The 18,489-nt window shown below is 70.9% G+C and carries 17 protein-coding genes; 5 read left to right on the forward strand and 12 right to left on the reverse strand.

Going from position 1 to position 18,489, the window contains the following annotated elements; genetic code table 11:
• Positions 1-63: 63 nt before the first annotated feature.
• From pyk to pta, 3 genes are all read right to left on the reverse strand, one after another.
• Positions 64-1,494 carry a pyruvate kinase gene (gene pyk, locus M8H82_RS20310; protein ID WP_250076100.1) on the reverse strand — a complete coding sequence of 477 codons (1,431 nt, stop codon included), beginning with the start codon at positions 1,492-1,494 and terminating at the stop codon, positions 64-66.
• Positions 1,495-1,567: 73 nt separating this feature from the next.
• On the reverse strand, positions 1,568-2,791 hold the full coding sequence (locus M8H82_RS20315; protein WP_250076102.1) for an acetate kinase: 1,224 nt from the start codon (positions 2,789-2,791) through the stop codon (positions 1,568-1,570).
• Positions 2,788-4,878 (reverse strand): phosphate acetyltransferase, encoded by a 2,091-nt coding sequence (pta, locus tag M8H82_RS20320; protein ID WP_250076104.1) that lies wholly within the window; start codon positions 4,876-4,878, stop codon positions 2,788-2,790. Before pta ends, M8H82_RS20315 begins: the two co-directional genes overlap by 4 nt.
• Positions 4,879-5,084: 206 nt before the next feature.
• Between pta and M8H82_RS20325 the strand changes: the two genes are divergently transcribed.
• Positions 5,085-6,110 (forward strand): ATP-dependent 6-phosphofructokinase, encoded by a 1,026-nt coding sequence (locus tag M8H82_RS20325; RefSeq protein ID WP_250076106.1) that lies wholly within the window; start codon positions 5,085-5,087, stop codon positions 6,108-6,110.
• A 38-nt stretch (positions 6,111-6,148) separates the two neighbouring features.
• Here the strand turns inward: M8H82_RS20325 and M8H82_RS20330 are convergent, their stop codons facing one another.
• The 5 genes from M8H82_RS20330 to M8H82_RS20350 all read right to left on the reverse strand — a co-directional run bounded on the left by M8H82_RS20330 (position 6,149) and on the right by M8H82_RS20350 (position 11,258).
• Positions 6,149-6,883, reverse strand: coding sequence for an XRE family transcriptional regulator (locus tag M8H82_RS20330; RefSeq protein WP_250076108.1), 735 nt, complete (start codon positions 6,881-6,883; stop codon positions 6,149-6,151).
• A gap of 360 nt (positions 6,884-7,243) precedes the next feature.
• On the reverse strand, positions 7,244-8,071 hold the full coding sequence (locus M8H82_RS20335) for a carbohydrate ABC transporter permease (RefSeq protein ID WP_250076110.1): 828 nt from the start codon (positions 8,069-8,071) through the stop codon (positions 7,244-7,246).
• 3 nt (positions 8,072-8,074) lie between these two features.
• Positions 8,075-8,926, reverse strand: coding sequence for a carbohydrate ABC transporter permease (locus M8H82_RS20340; RefSeq protein ID WP_250076112.1), 852 nt, complete (start codon positions 8,924-8,926; stop codon positions 8,075-8,077).
• A 10-nt stretch (positions 8,927-8,936) separates the two neighbouring features.
• Positions 8,937-10,298 (reverse strand): ABC transporter substrate-binding protein, encoded by a 1,362-nt coding sequence (locus M8H82_RS20345; protein ID WP_250076115.1) that lies wholly within the window; start codon positions 10,296-10,298, stop codon positions 8,937-8,939.
• Between the two features lie 114 nt (positions 10,299-10,412).
• Entirely contained in the window at positions 10,413-11,258 is an 846-nt protein-coding gene (locus M8H82_RS20350; RefSeq protein WP_250076117.1) for a 5'-methylthioadenosine/S-adenosylhomocysteine nucleosidase, read from the reverse strand.
• Positions 11,259-11,306: 48 nt separating this feature from the next.
• On the opposite strand from M8H82_RS20350, the gene M8H82_RS20355 reads away from it, so the two are divergent.
• Positions 11,307-11,840, forward strand: a complete 534-nt coding sequence (locus tag M8H82_RS20355; protein ID WP_250076119.1) for a hypothetical protein — start codon at positions 11,307-11,309, stop codon at positions 11,838-11,840.
• Here M8H82_RS20355 and M8H82_RS20360 read toward each other — a convergent pair.
• Both M8H82_RS20360 and M8H82_RS20365 read right to left on the reverse strand, forming a co-directional pair.
• Positions 11,819-12,523 carry a response regulator gene (locus M8H82_RS20360; RefSeq protein ID WP_250076120.1) on the reverse strand — a complete coding sequence of 235 codons (705 nt, stop codon included), beginning with the start codon at positions 12,521-12,523 and terminating at the stop codon, positions 11,819-11,821. The two genes, M8H82_RS20355 and M8H82_RS20360, sit on opposite strands and share 22 nt — an antisense overlap.
• Entirely contained in the window at positions 12,520-14,169 is a 1,650-nt protein-coding gene (locus M8H82_RS20365; RefSeq protein WP_250076121.1) for a sensor histidine kinase, read from the reverse strand. Before M8H82_RS20365 ends, M8H82_RS20360 begins: the two co-directional genes overlap by 4 nt.
• A gap of 120 nt (positions 14,170-14,289) precedes the next feature.
• Here M8H82_RS20365 and M8H82_RS20370 point away from each other — a divergent pair, with 120 nt between their 5' ends.
• On the forward strand, positions 14,290-15,702 hold the full coding sequence (locus tag M8H82_RS20370; protein WP_250076163.1) for a cation:dicarboxylate symporter family transporter: 1,413 nt from the start codon (positions 14,290-14,292) through the stop codon (positions 15,700-15,702).
• Between the two features lie 61 nt (positions 15,703-15,763).
• Here the strand turns inward: M8H82_RS20370 and M8H82_RS20375 are convergent, their stop codons facing one another.
• Both M8H82_RS20375 and M8H82_RS20380 read right to left on the reverse strand, forming a co-directional pair.
• Entirely contained in the window at positions 15,764-16,381 is a 618-nt protein-coding gene (locus M8H82_RS20375) for a TetR/AcrR family transcriptional regulator (protein WP_250076123.1), read from the reverse strand.
• Between the two features lie 30 nt (positions 16,382-16,411).
• Complete coding sequence (locus M8H82_RS20380; RefSeq protein WP_250076125.1) at positions 16,412-16,852, reverse strand: MarR family transcriptional regulator; 441 nt, start codon at positions 16,850-16,852, stop codon at positions 16,412-16,414.
• An 84-nt stretch (positions 16,853-16,936) separates the two neighbouring features.
• Between M8H82_RS20380 and M8H82_RS20385 the strand changes: the two genes are divergently transcribed.
• Together M8H82_RS20385 and M8H82_RS20390 are read left to right on the forward strand one after the other, a co-directional pair.
• A complete protein-coding gene (locus M8H82_RS20385) occupies positions 16,937-17,548 on the forward strand; it encodes a maleylpyruvate isomerase family mycothiol-dependent enzyme (protein ID WP_250076126.1) in 612 nt (203 codons plus the stop codon).
• A gap of 290 nt (positions 17,549-17,838) precedes the next feature.
• The gene (locus M8H82_RS20390; RefSeq protein ID WP_250076128.1) at positions 17,839-18,489 is read left to right on the forward strand and encodes a TetR/AcrR family transcriptional regulator; all 651 of its coding nucleotides are present in this window, start codon (positions 17,839-17,841) and stop codon (positions 18,487-18,489) included.

Consider the following 18,489-nt stretch of genomic DNA (forward strand, 5'->3'; position numbering starts at 1 on the left):
CTGAGGGCGCCCCCTGATCCAGGGGGCGCCCTCAGGCATGGTGCACGGCCCTTCGCGGGACCGTCAGTTGGTGTGGTCGCCACCGAGGTGGTGGACGCGGACCATGTTGGTGGTGCCGGGGACGCCGGGGGGCGAACCGGCCGTGATGATGACGATCTCGCCCTCGTTGAAGCGGCCCAGCTTGACCAGTTCACCGTCGACCAGGTCGACCATCTCGTCGGTGCTGTTCACGAACGGGACGACGTGCGACTCCACGCCCCAGCTGAGGGTGAGCTGGTTGCGGGTGGCCTCGTCGGTGGTGAAGGCCAGGATCGGCTGGGCGACGCGGTAGCGGCACAGCCGGCGAGCGGTGTCACCGGACTTGGTGAAGGCGATCAGGCCCTTGCCGCCGAGGAAGTCGGCGATCTCGCAGGCCGCGCGGGCGACCGAACCGCCCTGGGTGCGCGGCTTCTTGCCCGGGACGAGCGGCTGCAGGCCCTTGGCGAGCAGCTCCTCCTCGGCCGCCTGGACGATCTTCGACATCGTCTTGACGGTCTCGATCGGGTACGCGCCCACGCTCGACTCGGCGGAGAGCATGACGGCGTCGGCGCCGTCCAGGATCGCGTTGGCCACGTCGGAGGCCTCGGCGCGGGTCGGGCGGGAGTTGGTGATCATCGACTCCATCATCTGGGTCGCCACGATCACCGGCTTGGCGTTGCGGCGGCACAGCTCGATGAGCCGCTTCTGCACCATGGGGACCTTCTCGAGCGGGTACTCGACGGCCAGGTCGCCACGGGCCACCATCACGGCGTCGAACGCCGCGACGACCGCCTCCATGTTCTGCACCGCCTGCGGCTTCTCCACCTTGGCGATGACCGGGACGCGGCGGCCGACCTCGTCCATGACCTTGTGCACGTCCTGCACGTCGTGGGCGTCCCGCACGAACGACAGGGCGACCATGTCGCAGCCCATGCGCAGCGCGAACCGGAGGTCCTCGACGTCCTTCTCGGAGAGCGCCGGCACGTTCACGGCCGCGCCCGGCAGGTTGATGCCCTTGTGGTCGGAGACGACACCGCCCTCGATGACGATCGTCTTGACCCGGGAGCCCTCGACGTCCAGGACCTTCAGCTCGACGTTGCCGTCGTTGATGAGGATCTGGTCGCCGCGCGAGACATCGCCCGGCAGACCCTTGTAGGTGGTTCCGCAGATGTGCTTGTCACCGGGGACGTCCTCGGTGGTGATGACGAACTCGTCACCGCGCTCCAGCTCCACCGGGCCCTCGGCGAAGGTCTCCAGCCGGATCTTCGGACCCTGGAGGTCGGCGAGCACACCGATGGCCCGGCCGGTCTGCTCGGCGGCGGCCCGGACGCGGTCGTACCGCCCCTGGTGCTCTTCGTGCGTGCCGTGGCTGAAGTTGAAGCGGGCCACGTTCATGCCGGCCTCGATCAGCGACACGAGCTGTTCCTGGGAGTCGACCGCGGGGCCGAGAGTACAGACGATTTTAGAACGGCGCATGGGGCGATCCTATCGGTTTGTTTCGCTGCGGAATATTCCGTCTGGCGGAAAATACAAAAGGGCGGGATGCCGCTCAGGTGAGGTTCCGTGAGCCATTTACCAGCGCGTACGTCTGAGTAGCAATCTCCAGTTCCTCGTCGGTCGGCACCACGGCCACGGCCACCCGTGCGTACTCCGGCGAGATCAGCCGCGGCTCGTCACTGCGTACGGCGTTCAGCTCGCCGTCCACCACCAGTCCGAGCTCCTCCAGACCGGCCACGGCAGCTTCTCGCACGGGACTCGCGTTTTCCCCGACTCCCGCTGTGAAGGCGACCGCGTCCACCCGTCCGAGTACGGCGTAATAGGCGCCGATGTACTTCTTCAAGCGGTGAATGTAGATGTCGAAGGCGAGTTGCGCCTCTTTGTCACCCTCGTCGATCCTGCGCCGGATCTCGCGCATGTCGTTGTCACCGCACAGGCCGATCAGACCGCTCTTCTTGTTGAGAAGAGTGTCGATCTCATCGGTGGACATTCCGGCAACACGCATCAAATGGAAGATGACGGCCGGATCCATGTCTCCCGAGCGCGTACCCATCACCAGGCCCTCCAAGGGCGTGAGTCCCATGGAGGTGTCCACGCACCGGCCGCCCCGGACCGCCGAGGCGGAGGCGCCGTTGCCGAGGTGCAGCACGATGACGTTCACGTCTTCCGGCGACCTGCCCAGCAGCTCGGCCGTCGCCCGGGAGACGTAGGCGTGCGAGGTGCCGTGGAAGCCGTAGCGGCGGATGCGGTGCTCGTCGGCGGTCCGCACGTCGATCGCGTAGCGGGCGGCCGACTCCGGCATCGTGGTGTGGAACGCGGTGTCGAAGACCGCGACCTGCGGCAGATCCGGCCGCAGCGCCTTGGCCGTGCGGATCCCGGTGAGGTTCGCCGGGTTGTGCAGCGGGGCGACCGGGATCAGCCGTTCGATCTCGGCGAGCACCGCGTCGTCGATCACGGTCGGCTCGGTGAAGTGCTTGCCGCCGTGCACGACCCGGTGCCCGATCGCGGCCAGCTCCGGGGAGTCGAGCCCGAGCCCGTCCCTGGCCAGCTCCTCCGACACGGCCTTCAGGGCGGCCCCGTGATCGGGGATCGGGTCGGTCCGCTCGCGGGACTCGGCGCCTTTCGGGGTGTGCTTGAGCCGGGAGGTGTCCTCGCCGATGCGCTCGACGAGGCCCACCGCGAGCCGGCTGCCGTCGCTCATGTCGAGCAGCTGGTACTTCACCGACGAGGAGCCGGAGTTCAGGACGAGGACGCGGGTGCCGCGCGGGGAGCTCACTGCTGGGACGCCTTCTCGAGGGGGGACTGGGCCTGGATCGCCGTGATGGCGACGGTGTTGACGATGTCCTGCACGAGCGCGCCGCGGGACAGGTCGTTGACCGGCTTGCGCAGGCCCTGGAGGACCGGGCCGACGGCGATGGCGCCGGCCGAGCGCTGCACGGCCTTGTAGGTGTTGTTGCCGGTGTTGAGGTCGGGGAAGATCAACACGCTTGCCTGTCCGGCGACTTCGGAGCCCGGCAGCTTGGTCGCGGCGACCGACGGCTCGACGGCGGCGTCGTACTGGATCGGCCCCTCGATCATCAGATCGGGCCTGCGCAGCCGCACCAGCTCGGTCGCCGCGCGCACCTTGTCGACATCGGCGCCCGACCCGGACGTACCCGTGGAGTACGACAGCATCGCGATCCGCGGCTCCACGCCGAACTGCTCGGCGGTGGCGGCCGACTGGATGGCGATGTCGGCGAGCTGCTCGGCGTTCGGGTCGGGGTTGACCGCGCAGTCGCCGTAGACGAGGACCTTGTCGGCGAGGCACATGAAGAACACCGAGGAGACGATCGACGCCTCCGGCTTGGTCTTGATGATCTCGAAGCCCGGGCGGATGGTCGCGGCCGTGGAGTGCACGGCACCGGAGACCATGCCGTCGGCCAGGCCCTCCTGCACCATCAGCGTGCCGAAGTAGTTCACGTCCGAGACGACGTCGTAGGCCAGCTCCACGGTCACGCCCTTGTGGGCGCGCAGGGCGGCGTACTTCTCGGCGAAGGCGTCGCGCAGTTCGGAGGAGGCCGGGTCGATCAGCTGCGACTCGCCCAGGTCGATGCCGAGGTCGGCGGCCTTCTTGCGGATCTGGTCCACCGGGCCGAGCAGCGTCAGATCGCACACCCCGCGCCGCAGCAGCACCTCCGCCGCGTGCAGCACCCGCGGCTCGGTGCCCTCGGGCAGCACCACGCGCCGCAGGTCGGAGCGGGCCTGTTCCAGCAGCTTGTGCTCGAACATCATCGGAGTGACCCGGTCGCTGCTGGGGGCGCTGACCCGCTGGAGCAGGTCGCCGGTGTCGGCGTACCGCTCGAACAGGCCGAGGGCGGTCTCCGCCTTGCGCGGGGTCGCCGCGTTGAGCTTCCCCTCCAGGGAGAAGAGCTGCTCGGCGGTGGGGAAGCTGTTGCCGGGCACCGAGAGCACCGGGGTGCCGGGGGCGAGCCGGGCGGCGAGGGTGAGGACGTCGTCGCTCGGGACCTCGTTCAGGGTGAGCAGCACACCGGCGATCGGCGGGGTGCCGGCGCTGTGCGCGGCGAGCGCGCCGACCACCAGGTCCGCCCGGTCGCCCGGGGTCACGACCAGGCAGCCCGGCGTCAGGGCGCCCAGGAAGTTCGGCAGCATCGCACCGCCGAAGACGAAGTCCAGCGCGTCCCGGGCGAGCCCCGACTCGTCGCCGAGGAGCGTCTTCGCGCCGAGGGCATGGGCGATCTGCGCGACCGTGGGCGCGGACAGGGCGGGCTCGTCGGGCAGGACGTAACAGGGGACGGGCAGCCGGTCGGCGAGCCGCTCGGCGATCTCGTCCCGGTCGCCCCGCGCGACCCGGTTGGTCACCATGGCGAGGACGTCGCAGCCGAGGCCGTCGTAGGCGCGGTAGGCGTTGCGGGTCTCGGCGAGCACCGACTCGGCGGGCTGCTTGCGGCCGCCGACGACGGGTATGACGGAGGCGCCGAACTCGTTGGCGAGCCGGGCGTTCAGGGAGAGCTCGTCCGGGAACTGGGTGTCGGCGTAGTCGGTGCCGAGGACGAGGACGACGTCGTAGTCGCGGGCGACCAGGTGGAAGCGGTCGACGAGGGTGGAGACCAGCTCGTCGGTGCCCTGCTCGGCCTGGAGCGCGGACGCCTCGTGGTAGTCCATGCCGTAGACGGTCGCCGGGTCCTGCACCAGCCGGTAGCGGGACCGCAGCAGCTCGAAGAGCCGGTCGGGGCCGTCGTGGACCAGGGGCCGGAAGACACCCACCCGGTCGACCCGGCGGGTCAGGAGCTCCATGACCCCCAGTTCGACGACCTGGCGGCCGTCACCGCGGTCGATACCGGTCACGTACACGCTCCGCGTCACGCGTGGTCTCCCCTTCGTCCGTGTGGGCAAGGTGTCGGCTGGTCAACGTCATAAAAATCGCCCACCGAGGTGAGCAGAACCCTCTTGACAATACCTCTGCCGCTAGATAAGGCGCCCGTCAGATGCGGGATGCGGCATCCCTCTCCGGGACGTGAAACAATCGGACTGGCTCATTGGTGTCAACAGCGAGCAGGAGACACAGCACGATGCGTATCGGAGTTCTCACCGCAGGCGGCGACTGCCCCGGCCTGAACGCAGTGATCCGGTCGGTCGTGCACCGCGCCGTCGCCCAGTACGGCGACGAGGTCATCGGGTTCGAGGACGGCTATGCCGGTCTGCTGGACGGCCACCACCGCACCCTCGACCTCGACGCGGTCAGCGGCATCCTGGCCCGCGGCGGCACCATCCTCGGCTCCTCCCGCCTGGAGCGCGACCGGCTGCGCGAGGCCTGCGACAGCGCTCCCGACATCGCCCGGGAGTTCGGCATCGACGCCCTCATCCCGATCGGCGGCGAGGGCACCCTGACGGCCGCGCGGATGCTGTCGGACGCCGGGCTGCCGGTGGTCGGCGTGCCGAAGACGATCGACAACGACATCTCCTCCACCGACCGCACCTTCGGCTTCGACACCGCGGTGGGTGTCGCGACGGAGGCGATGGACCGCCTGAAGACCACCGCCGAGTCCCACCAGCGGGTGATGGTCGTGGAGGTCATGGGCCGCCACGCCGGCTGGATCGCCCTGGAGTCCGGCATGGCCGCCGGCGCCCACGGCATCTGTCTGCCCGAGCGCCCGTTCGACCCGGCCGACCTGGTGAAGATGGTCGAGGAGCGCTTCGCGCGCGGCAAGAAGTTCGCCGTCATCTGCGTCGCCGAGGGCGCCCACCCCGCCGAGGGCTCGATGGACTACGGCAAGGGCGCGATCGACCAGTTCGGCCATGAGCGCTTCCAGGGCATCGGCACCGCCCTCGCCTTCGAGCTGGAGCGGCGCCTCGGCAAGGAGGCCAAGCCGGTCATCCTCGGCCACGTCCAGCGCGGTGGCGTGCCCACCGCCTACGACCGGGTCCTCGCCACCCGCTTCGGCTGGCACGCCGTGGAGGCGGCGCACCGGGGCGAGTTCGGCAGGATGACGGCGCTGCGCGGCACCGAGATCGTGATGGTGCCGCTGGCGGAAGCGGTGACCGAGCTGAAGACGGTGCCGAAGGACCGGATGGACGAGGCCGAGTCGGTCTTCTAGGCCCCGGCCCACCGGACCCGGTCCCGCGGCCCGCCCGTTCAGGCTCCGCCTGGCGAACGATCACCGACCCGGGTCCAGAAGTGGTCCACGATCCGGTCCAGGAACTCCCGGCCGGACGCGCTGGACCCGCTCTCGCCGCCGCCCCAGCTCAGGGTGGCGACCATCTGGCCGTGGTAGTCGCCGTGCAGTTCCTGGAGGGCGTCCTCCAGGATCCGCCGGTCGAGCGGGCAGAGCTTGCCGATCGGGCGGACGTACGCCTGCCAGCGCGTCGTCACCGCACTGCGCAGCAGGTCGGCGAGCTTGCCGTCGCGCCCGGTGACGGTGACGAAGTCGGCCAGCGAGAGCCCGAGCAGTGCGGAGAGCTCGGCGGTCTGCCGCTCGGTGCCCCGCCAGTCGTCGCTCTCCTCCATCCGCAGATAGGCGGGCAGTTCGTGCCCCACGGCACGGGCGACGTCCTCGGCGGCGAGACCGCGGGCCATGCGGTGCTCACGCAGGGTCCGCGGACGGCCGAGCAGCTCACCGGGCGAGCACCACAGCACGCCCGCCAGCGCGGTGAGTTCGGGGTTGGAGGGCGAGGTGACCCCGCGTTCCCAGGCGACCACGAGGTCCGGGGTGACGTAGGGCAGGCCGTACGAGACGCGCATGCCGTAGGCGACATGTTCGGGGCCCATGTTCAGGGCGGCGCGGAGCCGGCGGGCGGCGGGGGCGTTGAACGGGGGAGTCGGCGGAATGGACTGGTTCGGTTGAGCTGGGGGTCGGCGCACGGGCCACAAGCTAAGGGCACGGGGGAGCGGTGACTACGGTCTGTTCGGCCAGGATCACGGATTGTAGGAACGTACGGTTCCGGCCGTCGGAGGCGGATGGCCGAAGATCGCCGGTCGGTGGGGGTGGGCGCAGGAGGGGGCCGCGCCGGGGTGCTCGCCCGGTCGACGGCCACCCGAGGAACGGCAAGGTCAGCGGGCATATTCGCGTCTGCTTCCAGGCCCCGGACGGCAGGCATGCCGCCACGGCCGGCCCCGGCGGGGCGCCCCACGTTTCGCCCAGGTGTGCGGACGTGCGGCACACCGATCGGGCCCGTACGGACGAGTACCCGCGGCGCAATTCGTACGTTTCGCCGTACCGGCGCGGCCTTCTCACCCCTTGACCGCCCCGCCCAGCGCGAACCCCCCGCCCAGCCGCCTCGCCACCAGGACGTACAGCAGGATCACCGGCGTCGAGTAGATCACCGAGAAGGCCGCCAGCTGCCCGTACACCACCGTCCCGCGATTGCCGAAGAACTCGTTGATGCTCACCGCGGCCGGCATCTGGTCCGGGGTGAGCAGCAGCATGAAGGGGACGAAGAAGTTCCCCCACATCATCACGAACGAGAACACCGTCACCACCGCCACCCCGGGTCCCATCAGCGGCAGGACGATCCGGAGCAGCGACTGCAACGGCGAGGCCCCGTCCGTCCAGGCCGCCTCCTCCAGCTCCTTCGGCACGCCGTCCATGAAGTTCTTCATGAGCCAGATGGCGAACGGCAGTTGGGAGGCGGCGAAGAAGAAGATCGTGCCCCGCATGGTGTCGATCAGGTTCACCTGGACGAACAGCGCGTACACCGGGACCATGATCGCCGTGATCGGCAGGCAGGTGGCGAACAGGATCGTCAGCAGGAACGGCCGGTTCAGGCGGGAGCGGAACCGCGACAGCGGATACGCCGCCAGCGCCGCGCACACCACCGTCAGCACGGTCCCGCCCCCGCACAGCAGCAGGCTGTTGAGCAGCGGGGTGAAGGTGATGTCGTCGGTGAGGACCGCGTCGAAGTTGTCCCAGGTCACACCGTCCGGGACGGTCACCGACAGGTCCGCGTGCGGATCGACCGCCGACAGGATCACCCACGCCAGCGGGAGCACGAAGGCCGCAGCGACGGCCAGCAGGCCCGCGTCGGCGGCGAGGCGACGAGTCGTCCTTTGGGAGCGCACGCCCTACACCTCCGTCCGCAGCAGCCGCAGGTACACCACCGAGAACAGCGCACCGACCACCAGCAGCAGCAACGCCACCGCCGTCCCGTAGCCGATCATGCTCTTCTGGAAGGCCTCCTCGTACATGAAGAGCGGGAGCGTCTGGCTCTTGCCGCCCGGGCCGCCTCGCGTCATCACCCAGATCAGGCCGAACACGGACAGCGTCTGGAGGGTGATCAGCATCAGGTTCGTGCCGATGGAGCGGCGGATCATCGGCAGCGTGATGTGCCACAGGCGGCGCCGGCCGCTCGCGCCGTCGACCTCCGCCGCCTCCGTGATCTCCTTCGGGATCTCGTTCAGCGCGGCCGAGTACACCAGCATCGAGAACGCCGTGCCCCGCCACACGTTCGCGAACGACACCGCCAGGATCGGAAGGGTGAACAGCCAGTTCTGGGTGGGGAGATGGAGCCAGTCCAGGAGGGCGTTGAGGGTGCCCTCGCGGCGGAAGAACGCGTACAGCAGGAAGCCGGCCACCACCTCCGGGAGCACCCAGGCGGCGATGACGATGCCGCCCGTCAGTGTGCGGACCGGCTTGGACGCGCGCTGCATCAGCACCGCGAGGGCCAGGCCCAGGGTGTTCTGGCCGATCAGCGCCGACACGACCGTGAAGACGAGGGTCAGCCGGACGGCGTTCAGGAAGTCCTCGTCGCCGAATGCCGTACGGAAGTTCTCGAAGCCGACGAAGGACTCCTCGGCCTGGCCGGTGAGCTGGAGGTCGGTGAAGGCGATCCAGGCGCAGTAGGCGATCGGGCCGGCGAGGAAGAGGAGGAGGACGACGGCGGGGACGAGCGGGAGCGCGCGGGTGATCGTCCTCATGCGCGCCGGCTCATTTCCGGATCACCTGGCCGTCGGTGGCGGCCTCGAGCTCCTCGTCGTAGTTCCGCGCCGCCTCCTCCACCGACGCGTCACCGGTCGTCACGCTCTCCATCGCCTCCTGGACGGCCGTGGAGACCTTCGGGTACGCCGGGTAGGCGGGCCGGTAGTGGGTGCTCGCGACCAGGTCCGTGAAGAACGCGATGCCGGGCTGGGCCCCGGCGTACGCGGGGTCGTTCGCGACGTCCTCGCGGACCGCGATGCCGGAGTTGGCGATGTACCACTTCCGGGCGTTCTCCTTGGTCTGCATCGTCTTGATGAAGTCGAAGGCGAGGCCGGGGTTGGCGGCCTTCGCGGGGATCGCCCAGGTCCAGCCGCCGGACATGCTCACCTTGCCGGGCGCCTGGCCGTGCTGGGTCGGCATGGCCGCCAGGCCCAGCTTCTCGGACCACTCGGGCCATTCGTGGCCGCTGCCCTCCAGCCAGTCCTGCGGGAGCCAGGAGCCGTCGAGGGCGATGCCGAGCTTGCCCTGGGGGAGGAGTTCACCGCGCACGCGGGTGCCGAAGTTGGGGTCCAGGGCGTCGGCGACGTCGGGGCCGAGCTTCTCCCGGTAGACCGTCTCGACGAAGGCGAGGGAGTCCTTGAAGCCCTGGCTGCCGGCGATCCACTTCTTCGTGCGCTCGTCGTAGAGGCGGTCCTCGGTGCCGTACAGGAGCATCTCGAAGCCCTGCATGGTGGCGGCCTCGCCCGCGGGCTTGCCGGTGTAGACGTTCAGCGGGGTGACGTCCGGGACCTTCTCCTTGATCGTGCGGGCCGCTTCCAGGACGTCGTCCCAGGTCTTCGGCTGCCAGGGAGCGGGGAGGCCCGCCTTGGCGAAGACGGCCTTGTCGTACCAGAGCCCGCGGGTGTCGGTGCCGTCCGGGACGCCGTACGTCCTGCCGTCCTCGCCCTTCGCCGCCGCCTTCGCCGAGTCGATGAACCGGTCCCAGTCCGGCCACTTGGCGAGGTAGTCGTCGAGGGGCTTGAGGTAGCCGCTGGTGATGTCGGAGTTGATGAGGAAGGTGTCCTCGTAGACCAGGTCGGGGGCGGTCTTGGGGGAGCGGAGCATCTGCTGGAGCTTGGTGTAGTACTCCGAGTCCGGGGCCTTGATCGGGATGAACTCGACCTTCTTGCCGGGGTACTTCTTCTCGAACTGCTTCTTGATGTCCGCGAGGAAGGTGTCCATCACCTTGATGTTGTTGTCCGTCGACTGCTTGAAGGACACCTTCAGTGTGTCCGGATCGCTTCCGGAACCGCCGCCGCAGGCGGTGAGGGTCGTCGCGGCGGCGAGGGCGAGGAGGGTGGGGAGCAGGGCGGCGGTGGGGCGCACGGGCATGACGGCATGACCTCCTGCGGGCTCACGTCGTTGTGGCGCGGGGATGGCTGCCCGGTGAACGTAGGTGGGGTGGTCCGGTCGGGTCAATGCGTCTGCGGAGGATCGACCGCCCGGCTACCGCTCCCGGTCGACCCGCTTGCCGACGACAGGCCCGTGGAAGACCCCGCCCCGGAAGTCGAGGTGATCGCCGCCGTAGCGGGCCCCCTCCGCGGCGCCGGCCCGGGCGGAGGCCTCCCGCGGACGGTGCTTGCGCAGCACCGCCACCGCCACGGCCGCCGCCTGTGCCGCCGCCCGCCGCTGCGAACCGCCCGCGTCCGCCGCCGACTTGTGGGCATCGGCCCGGTCGCTGATCCCCCGGATCACGAGCGCGTCCACCTGCCCGCTGACATGCGCCGCGTGGACGGCCCCGGCGCCCTCCGTCTCGATCGCGTTCGCGTCGTCGTAGTGGCGCCCGATGAACTCCGCGAACGCCGACCTGTCGTCCGTCAGGACCACATCCCCGCACGCGATCGGCTTCAGGTGTCCGCGTACGTCCGCCGGCCCCCGCAACGCCGACCGCGCCGCCTGCACCAGCCGGTTCGAGCCGTGCCAGACCTCGGGGCGGGCCCGGAAGCCCTCCGGGGTCAGCTTGCCGCCCTGCACCGCGTACACCTTCGTGCCGACCACGACGTCACCGAGCGCGACATCGGCCTTCAGCGCACCCGCCACGCCCACCAGCAGCACCGCCTCCGGCCGCAGCCAGCCCAGGATCTGCGCCGTCAGCGCGGACGCGTTCACCGCCCCCTCGCCCAACTCGGCCAGGGCCAGCGTCCATTCGGTGCCCGGCAGCCGCCCGCATTCCACCCGCGTTCCGTCCTCGTGGACCAACTCCTCGGCACCGGCGCCGAGATGGGCGCGTACGGCGTCGTACTCGACGGCCAGCGCGGTCACGACGACGACGGTGTGTGAAGTCTGCGGCACGCATTTAAGGTACTGCCAAGCACGACCACCGGGGGAAGGAAGAACACCGTGGCGGAGCGCGACGTCACCATCGGCCAACTGCTCCTCACCGAGTACCAGACCGTCAAGGACGAACAGAAGACCCGCATCGGCTTCCGCGACAACCTCCTCTACGTCACCCTCACCGTCGTCGCCGCGGTCATCGCCGCCGCCGCCCAGACCCAGCGGTCCGCCATGCTGCTCGCCATCCCGCCCGTGTGCGTGGTCCTCGGCTGGACCTACCTCGTCAACGACGAGAAGATCTCCGCCATCGGCAAGTACGTGCGCGAGGACCTCGGCCCGCGGCTCGCCCAACTGGCCGAGGGAGAGCGCCTGTTCGCGTGGGAGACCGCCCACCGCACCGACCCCCGGCGCCGCTCCCGCAAAGCCGTCCAGTGCGCCATCGACCTGTCGGCCTTCTGCGTCGTGCCGCTCGCCGGGCTCGCCGTCCACTGGAGCGCCGGGCAGACGTCCCCGGGACTGCTCGCCGTCTCCGTCCTCGAAGCCCTCGCGCTGTGCGGCCTCGCCGCCCAGGTCGTCGCCTACGCCCGGCCGTTCACCTGAGGGCCGGGGACCCACCGGTACTGCAGCTCCGGCCGCCCCACCGTCCCGTACTGCGGACTGCGCGCCGCCCGCCCCGCGTCCACCAGATGCTCCAGGTACCGGCGCGCGGTGATCCGCGAGATGCCCACCGCCTCCGCCACGCCCGCCGCCGTCAGCCCCTCCGCGCAGTCCCGCAGCGTCACCGTCACCCGCTCCAGGGTCGGCGCGCTCAACCCCTTCGGCAGGGCGGCCGGGCCCGGGGCCCGCAGGGTCGCCAGGGCGCGGTCGACCTCGTCCTGGCCGCTCGCCTCGCCCGCCGCCGCGTGGAACTCGGCGTACCGCACGAGCCGGTCCCGGAGGGTCGCGAAGGTGAACGGCTTCAGGACGTACTGGACCACGCCCAGCGACACACCCTCCCGCACCACCGCGAGATCCCGCGCCGACGTCACCGCTATCACGTCCGCGTGATGGCCCGACGCCCGCAGCGAGCGGGCCAGCTGCAGCCCGTGCACGTCCGGCAGGTGCAGGTCGAGCAGCAGCAGGTCCACGCGGGTGCGCTCCAGCGCGCGGCGCGCCTCCGCACCCGTGTGCGCCTTGCCGACGGCGGTGAAGCCGGGGACCCGGTCGACGTACAGGACATGCGCGTCGGCGGCGACGGGGTCGTCCTCCACGACCAGGACACGGATCTGCTGCGGGGTGGTCATACGGGGCCTCCAGAGAATGCGCCCCCAGAAACTACGCCCCCGCCCGCCCGCACGGCCCCCAGCGGCAGCCGGACCTCGAACTCCGCCCCGCCCTCCTCGGCGTCCGCCACCGTCAGCGCCCCCGCGTGCCTGCCCACCGCCTGCCGTACCAGCGCCAGCCCCAGCCCCCGCCCACCGGGACCGGACGCCGGCTTGGTCGAGAAGCCCCGCTCGAACACCGCCTCCGCGAGCGCCGGGTCCACGCCCGCCCCGGTGTCCGAGACCCGCAGCACCAGCTCGGACGCCTCCGTGCACGCCCGGACCGTCACCCGGGCCCGCGTGCTGCCCTGCGCCGCGTCGACCGCGTTGTCGATCAGGTTGCCGAGGATGGTGACCAGGTCCCGGGCGGGCAGCGACGGCGGCAGCAGCCCGTCGTCGAGCCGGCTGTCCTGCGACACCACCAGCTCCACGCCCCGCTCGTTCGCCTGGGCCGTCTTGCCCAGCAGCAGCGCCGCCAGCACCGGCTCGGCGACCGCCGCCACCACCTGGTCGGTGAGCGCCTGCGCCAGCTCCAGTTCGGCCGTCGCGAAGGCCACCGCCTCCTCGGCCCGGCCCAGCTCGATCAGCGAGACCACCGTGTGCAGCCGGTTGGCGGCCTCGTGCGCCTGCGAGCGCAGCGCCTGGCTGAAGCCCCGCTCGGAGTCCAGCTCACCCATCAGGGACTGCAGTTCGGTGACGTCCCGCAGGGTCACGACCGTGCCCCGGCGCTCCCCGCCCGACACCGGGGAGGTGTTGACCACCAGCACCCGGTCCGCCGTCAGGTGCACCTCGTCCACCCGGGGTTCCGACGCCAGCAGCGCACCGGTCAGCGACGGCGGCAGCCCGAGGGCTGCCACGGAGGTGCCGACCACCTGGTCCGAGACGCCCAGCAGCTCCCGGCCGCCGTCGTTGATCAGCGCCACCCGGAACTGCCCGTCGAGCATCAGCAGTCCCTCGCGCACCGCGTGGAGGGCGGCCTGGGTGTAGTCGTACATCCGGCTCAGCTCGGTCGCGTTCATGCCGTGCGTGTGCCGGCGCAGCCGGGCGTTGACGACGTACGTGCCCACCGCGCCGAGTGCGAGCGCGCCGCCCGCCACGCCGATCAGCGCGGTCAGCTGGCCCTGCACCCGCTTGCTGATCTCCTCCACCTTGATGCCGGCGCTGACCAGACCGACGATCCGCCCGCCGTCCCAGATGGGCGTGACCGCGCGGACGGAGGGGCCGAGGGTGCCGGTGTAGGTCTCGGTGAAGGACTCGCCCCCCAGCGCGTCCTCGATATGACCGATGAAGCGCTGGCCGATCTCCTCGGGGTCGGGGTGGGTCCAGCGGATGCCCCGCGTGTTCATGATCGTGACGAAGTCGACCCCGGTGTCCCGCTGGACGTGCAGCGCGTACGGCTGGAGCGAGGAGGAGGGGTCGTCGGTGCGGATCGCCTGCCGGACCGAGGGGGCGTCGGCGATCGAGCGGGCCACGGCCAGTGCCTCGCGGCCGGCCGCTTCCTCGGCCTGGCTGCGGTCGCTGACGTACGTGAACAGCGCGTACCCGGCGACGACCACCGCTATCAGCACCGCCTGCATGGCGAAGAGCTGGCCTGCGAGGCTGCGGGGCCGGGGGACGGGGAGGCGCATGCCGTCAGTGTGCCTGCCGTCCGAGCGTGAACTAAATGAACGGAAGGGTGACCGCCCTCACAGGGCGGGAGATAGTCACGGCATTCCCCGAATCCCCCGGACGTGAGCCGCACGCCGGTGATGCCGACGAAGACGTCAAGGAGGGCAGCCGTGGCCGCCAGCACCCCCGATACGGCACCCGCAGCCAAGCGGGACCGCACGCACTATCTCTACATCGCGGTGATCATCGCGGTCGCCCTGGGCATCACCGTCGGCCTGGTCGCACCCGACTTCGCGGTGGAGCTGAAGCCGATCGGCACCGGGTTCGTGAACCTGATCAAGATGATGATCTCGCCGATCATCTTCTGCACGATCGTGCTCGGCATCGGGTCGGTCCGCAAGGCCGCGAAGGTCGGTGCCGTCGGTGGTATCGCGCTGGTCTACTTCACGATCATGTCGCTGGTCGCGCTGGGCATCGGCCTGGTCGTCGGCAACATCCTGGAGCCGGGCACCGGCCTCGCGGTGACCGACGCGGTCAAGGACGCCGGTCACGCCCAGGTCGACGCCGAGGCCAAGGACACCACCGAGTTCCTGCTCGGCATCATCCCGACCACGATGGTCTCCGCCTTCACCGGCGGCGAGGTCCTGCAGACCCTGCTCATCGCCCTGCTCGCCGGCTTCGCGCTGCAGGCCATGGGCCCGGCCGGGCAGCCGATCCTGCGCGGTGTGGAGCACCTGCAGCGGCTCGTCTTCCGCATCCTCGCGATGGTCATGTGGGCCGCGCCGATCGGCGCCTTCGGTGCCATCGCCGCCGTGACCGGTTCGGCCGGCCTCGACGCCCTCAAGAGCCTCGCCGTCCTGATGCTCGGCTTCTACGTCACGTGCGTGCTGTTCGTCTTCCTGGTGCTCGGCGTGCTGCTGCGGGTCGTCGCGGGCCTGAACATCCTGACCCTCTTCAAGTACCTGGGCCGGGAGTTCCTGCTGATCCTGTCGACGTCCTCCTCCGAGTCCGCGCTGCCGCGGCTCATCGCGAAGATGGAACACCTGGGCATCAGCAAGCCGGTGGTCGGCATCACGGTGCCGACGGGCTACTCCTTCAACCTCGACGGCACGATGATCTACATGACCATGGCCTCGCTGTTCATCGCGGACGCCATGGGGACGCCGATGTCGGTCGGCGAGCAGATCCCGCTGCTGCTGTTCCTGCTGGTCGCCTCCAAGGGCGCGGCGGGCGTCACCGGGGCGGGGCTGGCGACGCTGGCCGGCGGTCTGCAGTCGCACAAGCCCGCGCTGGTGGACGGCATCGGTCTCATCGTCGGCATCGACCGGTTCATGAGCGAGGCCCGCGCCCTGACGAACTTCGCGGGCAACGCCGTGGCCACGGTCCTGATCGGCACCTGGACCAAGGAGATCGACCGGGGCCGGGTCGACCAGGTGCTGGGCGGTCACATCCCGTTCGACGAGGCGACCCTGCTGGACGACGGGGGCGCCGAGCGGGAAGCGCCGGCCGAGGTTCCCGGACAGGGCGGCGAGAAGGAGCTGGCGAAGGCGTAGCCCCGGCTCCCGCAGAACGCCGAGCGGTCAGGCACTCCCCCCACGGGCCTGGCCGCTCGGCTCATGTGTTCAGCCGCGCCGCGAGTGCGGTGGCGTCCGAGGCGGGTACGCCCGCCGTGGTCAGCACGGTGGCCGCGGCCGAGCGGCCCGCTTCCCCGGGTGCGAGGAGCCCTTCGTTCACCGCCTCCATCAGGGCGATCAGGGTCTGCTCATGGACGTACGCCAGGGCGGGCGCCGGCAGCGGCGAGGTGAACACGCCCTGGGCCAAGCCGCGTCGCAGGAGCTCCGCCGCCGTCTCGCGGACGGGGGCCAGCCGGCCGCGGATGCCCTGCACGGTGACGCTGCGCTGGGCCAGCGCCACCAGGATGCGGTAGCGGTCGGCGACCTCCCAGACCGCCAGCACCGAGCGGGCCAGCGCCTCCGCCGGATCCTCGATCCCCTCGCACCCGGCCGCGTGCGCCGCGGCGACCGCCTCCACGGCATCGTCGACGAGCGTGCCGACCAGCGCCTCACGGCTGGGGAAATGGCCGTACACCGTCCGCCGTACGACGCCCGCGGCGCGCGCGATCTGGTCCATCGACGCGTCGGGATCGCGCAGGAGTTCGGTGAGGGCGACGTCCAGGATGCGGCGGCGGTTGGCGTCGGCGCGGGTGGTCTGACCGGTGGGCATGGCAGCCATTCTGCCCGCCGGGGGTGGTGGGCAGAGGTGCTACGCCCAGGGGTCGGTGATCTCCCGGAGAAGGGTGAGCGCCTCGCGCAGCTGCTTCATCCGCCGCTTGCCGAGGTGTTCCTCCCACTCCCGCTCCACCTCGGCGATCACGGCGTCGGCGACCTCCTTGGCCGCCCGGGCCTTCTCCGCGCCGCACACCAGCCGGGCCCGCTTGTCGGTGGGGTCCGGCACGCGCCTGACGTAACCGGACTTCTCCAGCTGGTCGACGAGGAACCCGGCGGTCTGCTTGGTGATCTGTGCCTGCTCGGCGAGGTCGGTGAGACGGGTGCCGTGGGGTCCGATGCGCTGCATGACGCGGGCCTGCGCGGGCGTGAAGTCGTCGAACCCGGCCTCGGCGAGGGCGGCGAAGACGCGGTTCTCCAGGGCGCGGTACGGGAGGAACAGCAGCACGCCGGTGTTGATCTCACTCTCGCCGACCACGGCGGACACTCCCTCGACTCTCGCTTGACAGTAGTCAGACTCCCTGACTACTTTAGTCAGAGAAGCTTACCACTTGAGTGGGCGGTGATTCCCGTGGGTGCGGTACTGGGGACGGACGAGCGGTGGCAGATCGTCGACGCGGAGCGGGCGAGTCTGGCGGACCTCCTGGAGGGGCTGACCCCGGAGCAGTGGGAGACCCCGACGGCCTGCGGGGACTGGCGGGTCCGCGATGTGGCGGCCCATCTGACGCTGGCGCCCCGCTTCTCCTACGGCGACCTGGTGGGCGCGTGGGTCCGGGCGCGGGGCAACATGGACCGCCTGATCCACGACACGGCGGTCCATGAGGCGCGGTTGCCGACCCCGGAACTGGTGGCCAACCTCCGCGGCATCGTCGGCAGCCGCCGGCTGGCGCCCACGACCACACCCCGGGAACCCCTCCTGGACATCCTGGTCCACGGCCAGGACATCGCGCTGGCCCTGGGCCGCCGACGCGAGATGCCGCCGGCGGCGGCACGGGACGCGGCGGACCGGGTCTGCACCATGCGCTTCCCCCTGCGCCCCTGGCCCCGTCCGCAGGCCCGCCTGGTGGCGACGGACATCGAGTGGAGCTGGGGAGTCGGAGAGGAGATCCGGGCGCCGATCGCAGAGCTCCTCCTGCGTCTGACGGGCCGCACGGTCAGCCCGTCGGGGGTGTGAGGGGCGGGGTTCGGGGGGCCGCTCCGGTCGGCGGGGGTATTCGGGGCGCGGCGGGGTCGTGTCTCAGCCCGTCCGGCGTTTGAGGACGAGGCCCTTCAAGGGTCGAACCGGGGGGTCTGGGGGCGGAGCCCCCTGGATGGGACGGGTAGGGGCGGCGGGGGCGAAACGCAGCCGGAAGCCCTCCCCCCGCCGCGAGACGGCCCGAGGCCCCACCCCTCGGCGCGCCGCGAACCCCAACCGGTGATAACCTATAGCGAACCCTTGATGCTATAGCCCCACCGGTCAGGAGCATGCCCATCGTGCCCGAGTCGGACCCCAAGACGCCCCGCGAGCGCTACCGCGCCCAGGTGCGGGACGAGATCAAGACCCGCGCCTGGGAGCAGATCGCCGGCGCCGGCGCCTCCGCGCTGTCCCTCAACGCCATCGCCAAGCAGATGGGCATGAGCGGCCCCGCCCTCTACCGCTACTTCGCCAACCGCGACGAACTGATCACCGAGCTGATCAGGGACGCCTACCGGGGCCTCGCCGACCGCTTCCAGGCCGCGGCCAAGGCGGGCGTCGGCCTCCCGGACCTCGCCCGGACCATGAGGGACTGGGCCCTGGAAGACCCCCACCGGTACTTCCTCGTCTACGGCACCCCCGTTCCCGGCTACCAGGCACCCCCCGACACCACCCTCATTGCCTCCGAGGTGATGGCCGTACTCCTCGACGCCTGCGAGGCCGAGGGAGTCGCCGAGGACCCGTTCCAGACCCACATCGCCGAGCACCGCTTCTGGGCGGGCGACCACGCCGCCCCGCCCGCGGCCCTCCACCACGCCCTGGTCTTCTGGACCCGCCTGCACGGCACCCTGTCCCTGGAACTGGCCGGCCACTTCACCGGCATGGGCTTCGATCCCGCCGAGCTGTACGCCGCCGAGACCCGGGCCCTCGCCACCCCCTGA

This window comes from Streptomyces sp. YS415 (assembly GCF_023544665.1).
Lineage (GTDB): Bacteria > Actinomycetota > Actinomycetes > Streptomycetales > Streptomycetaceae > Streptomyces.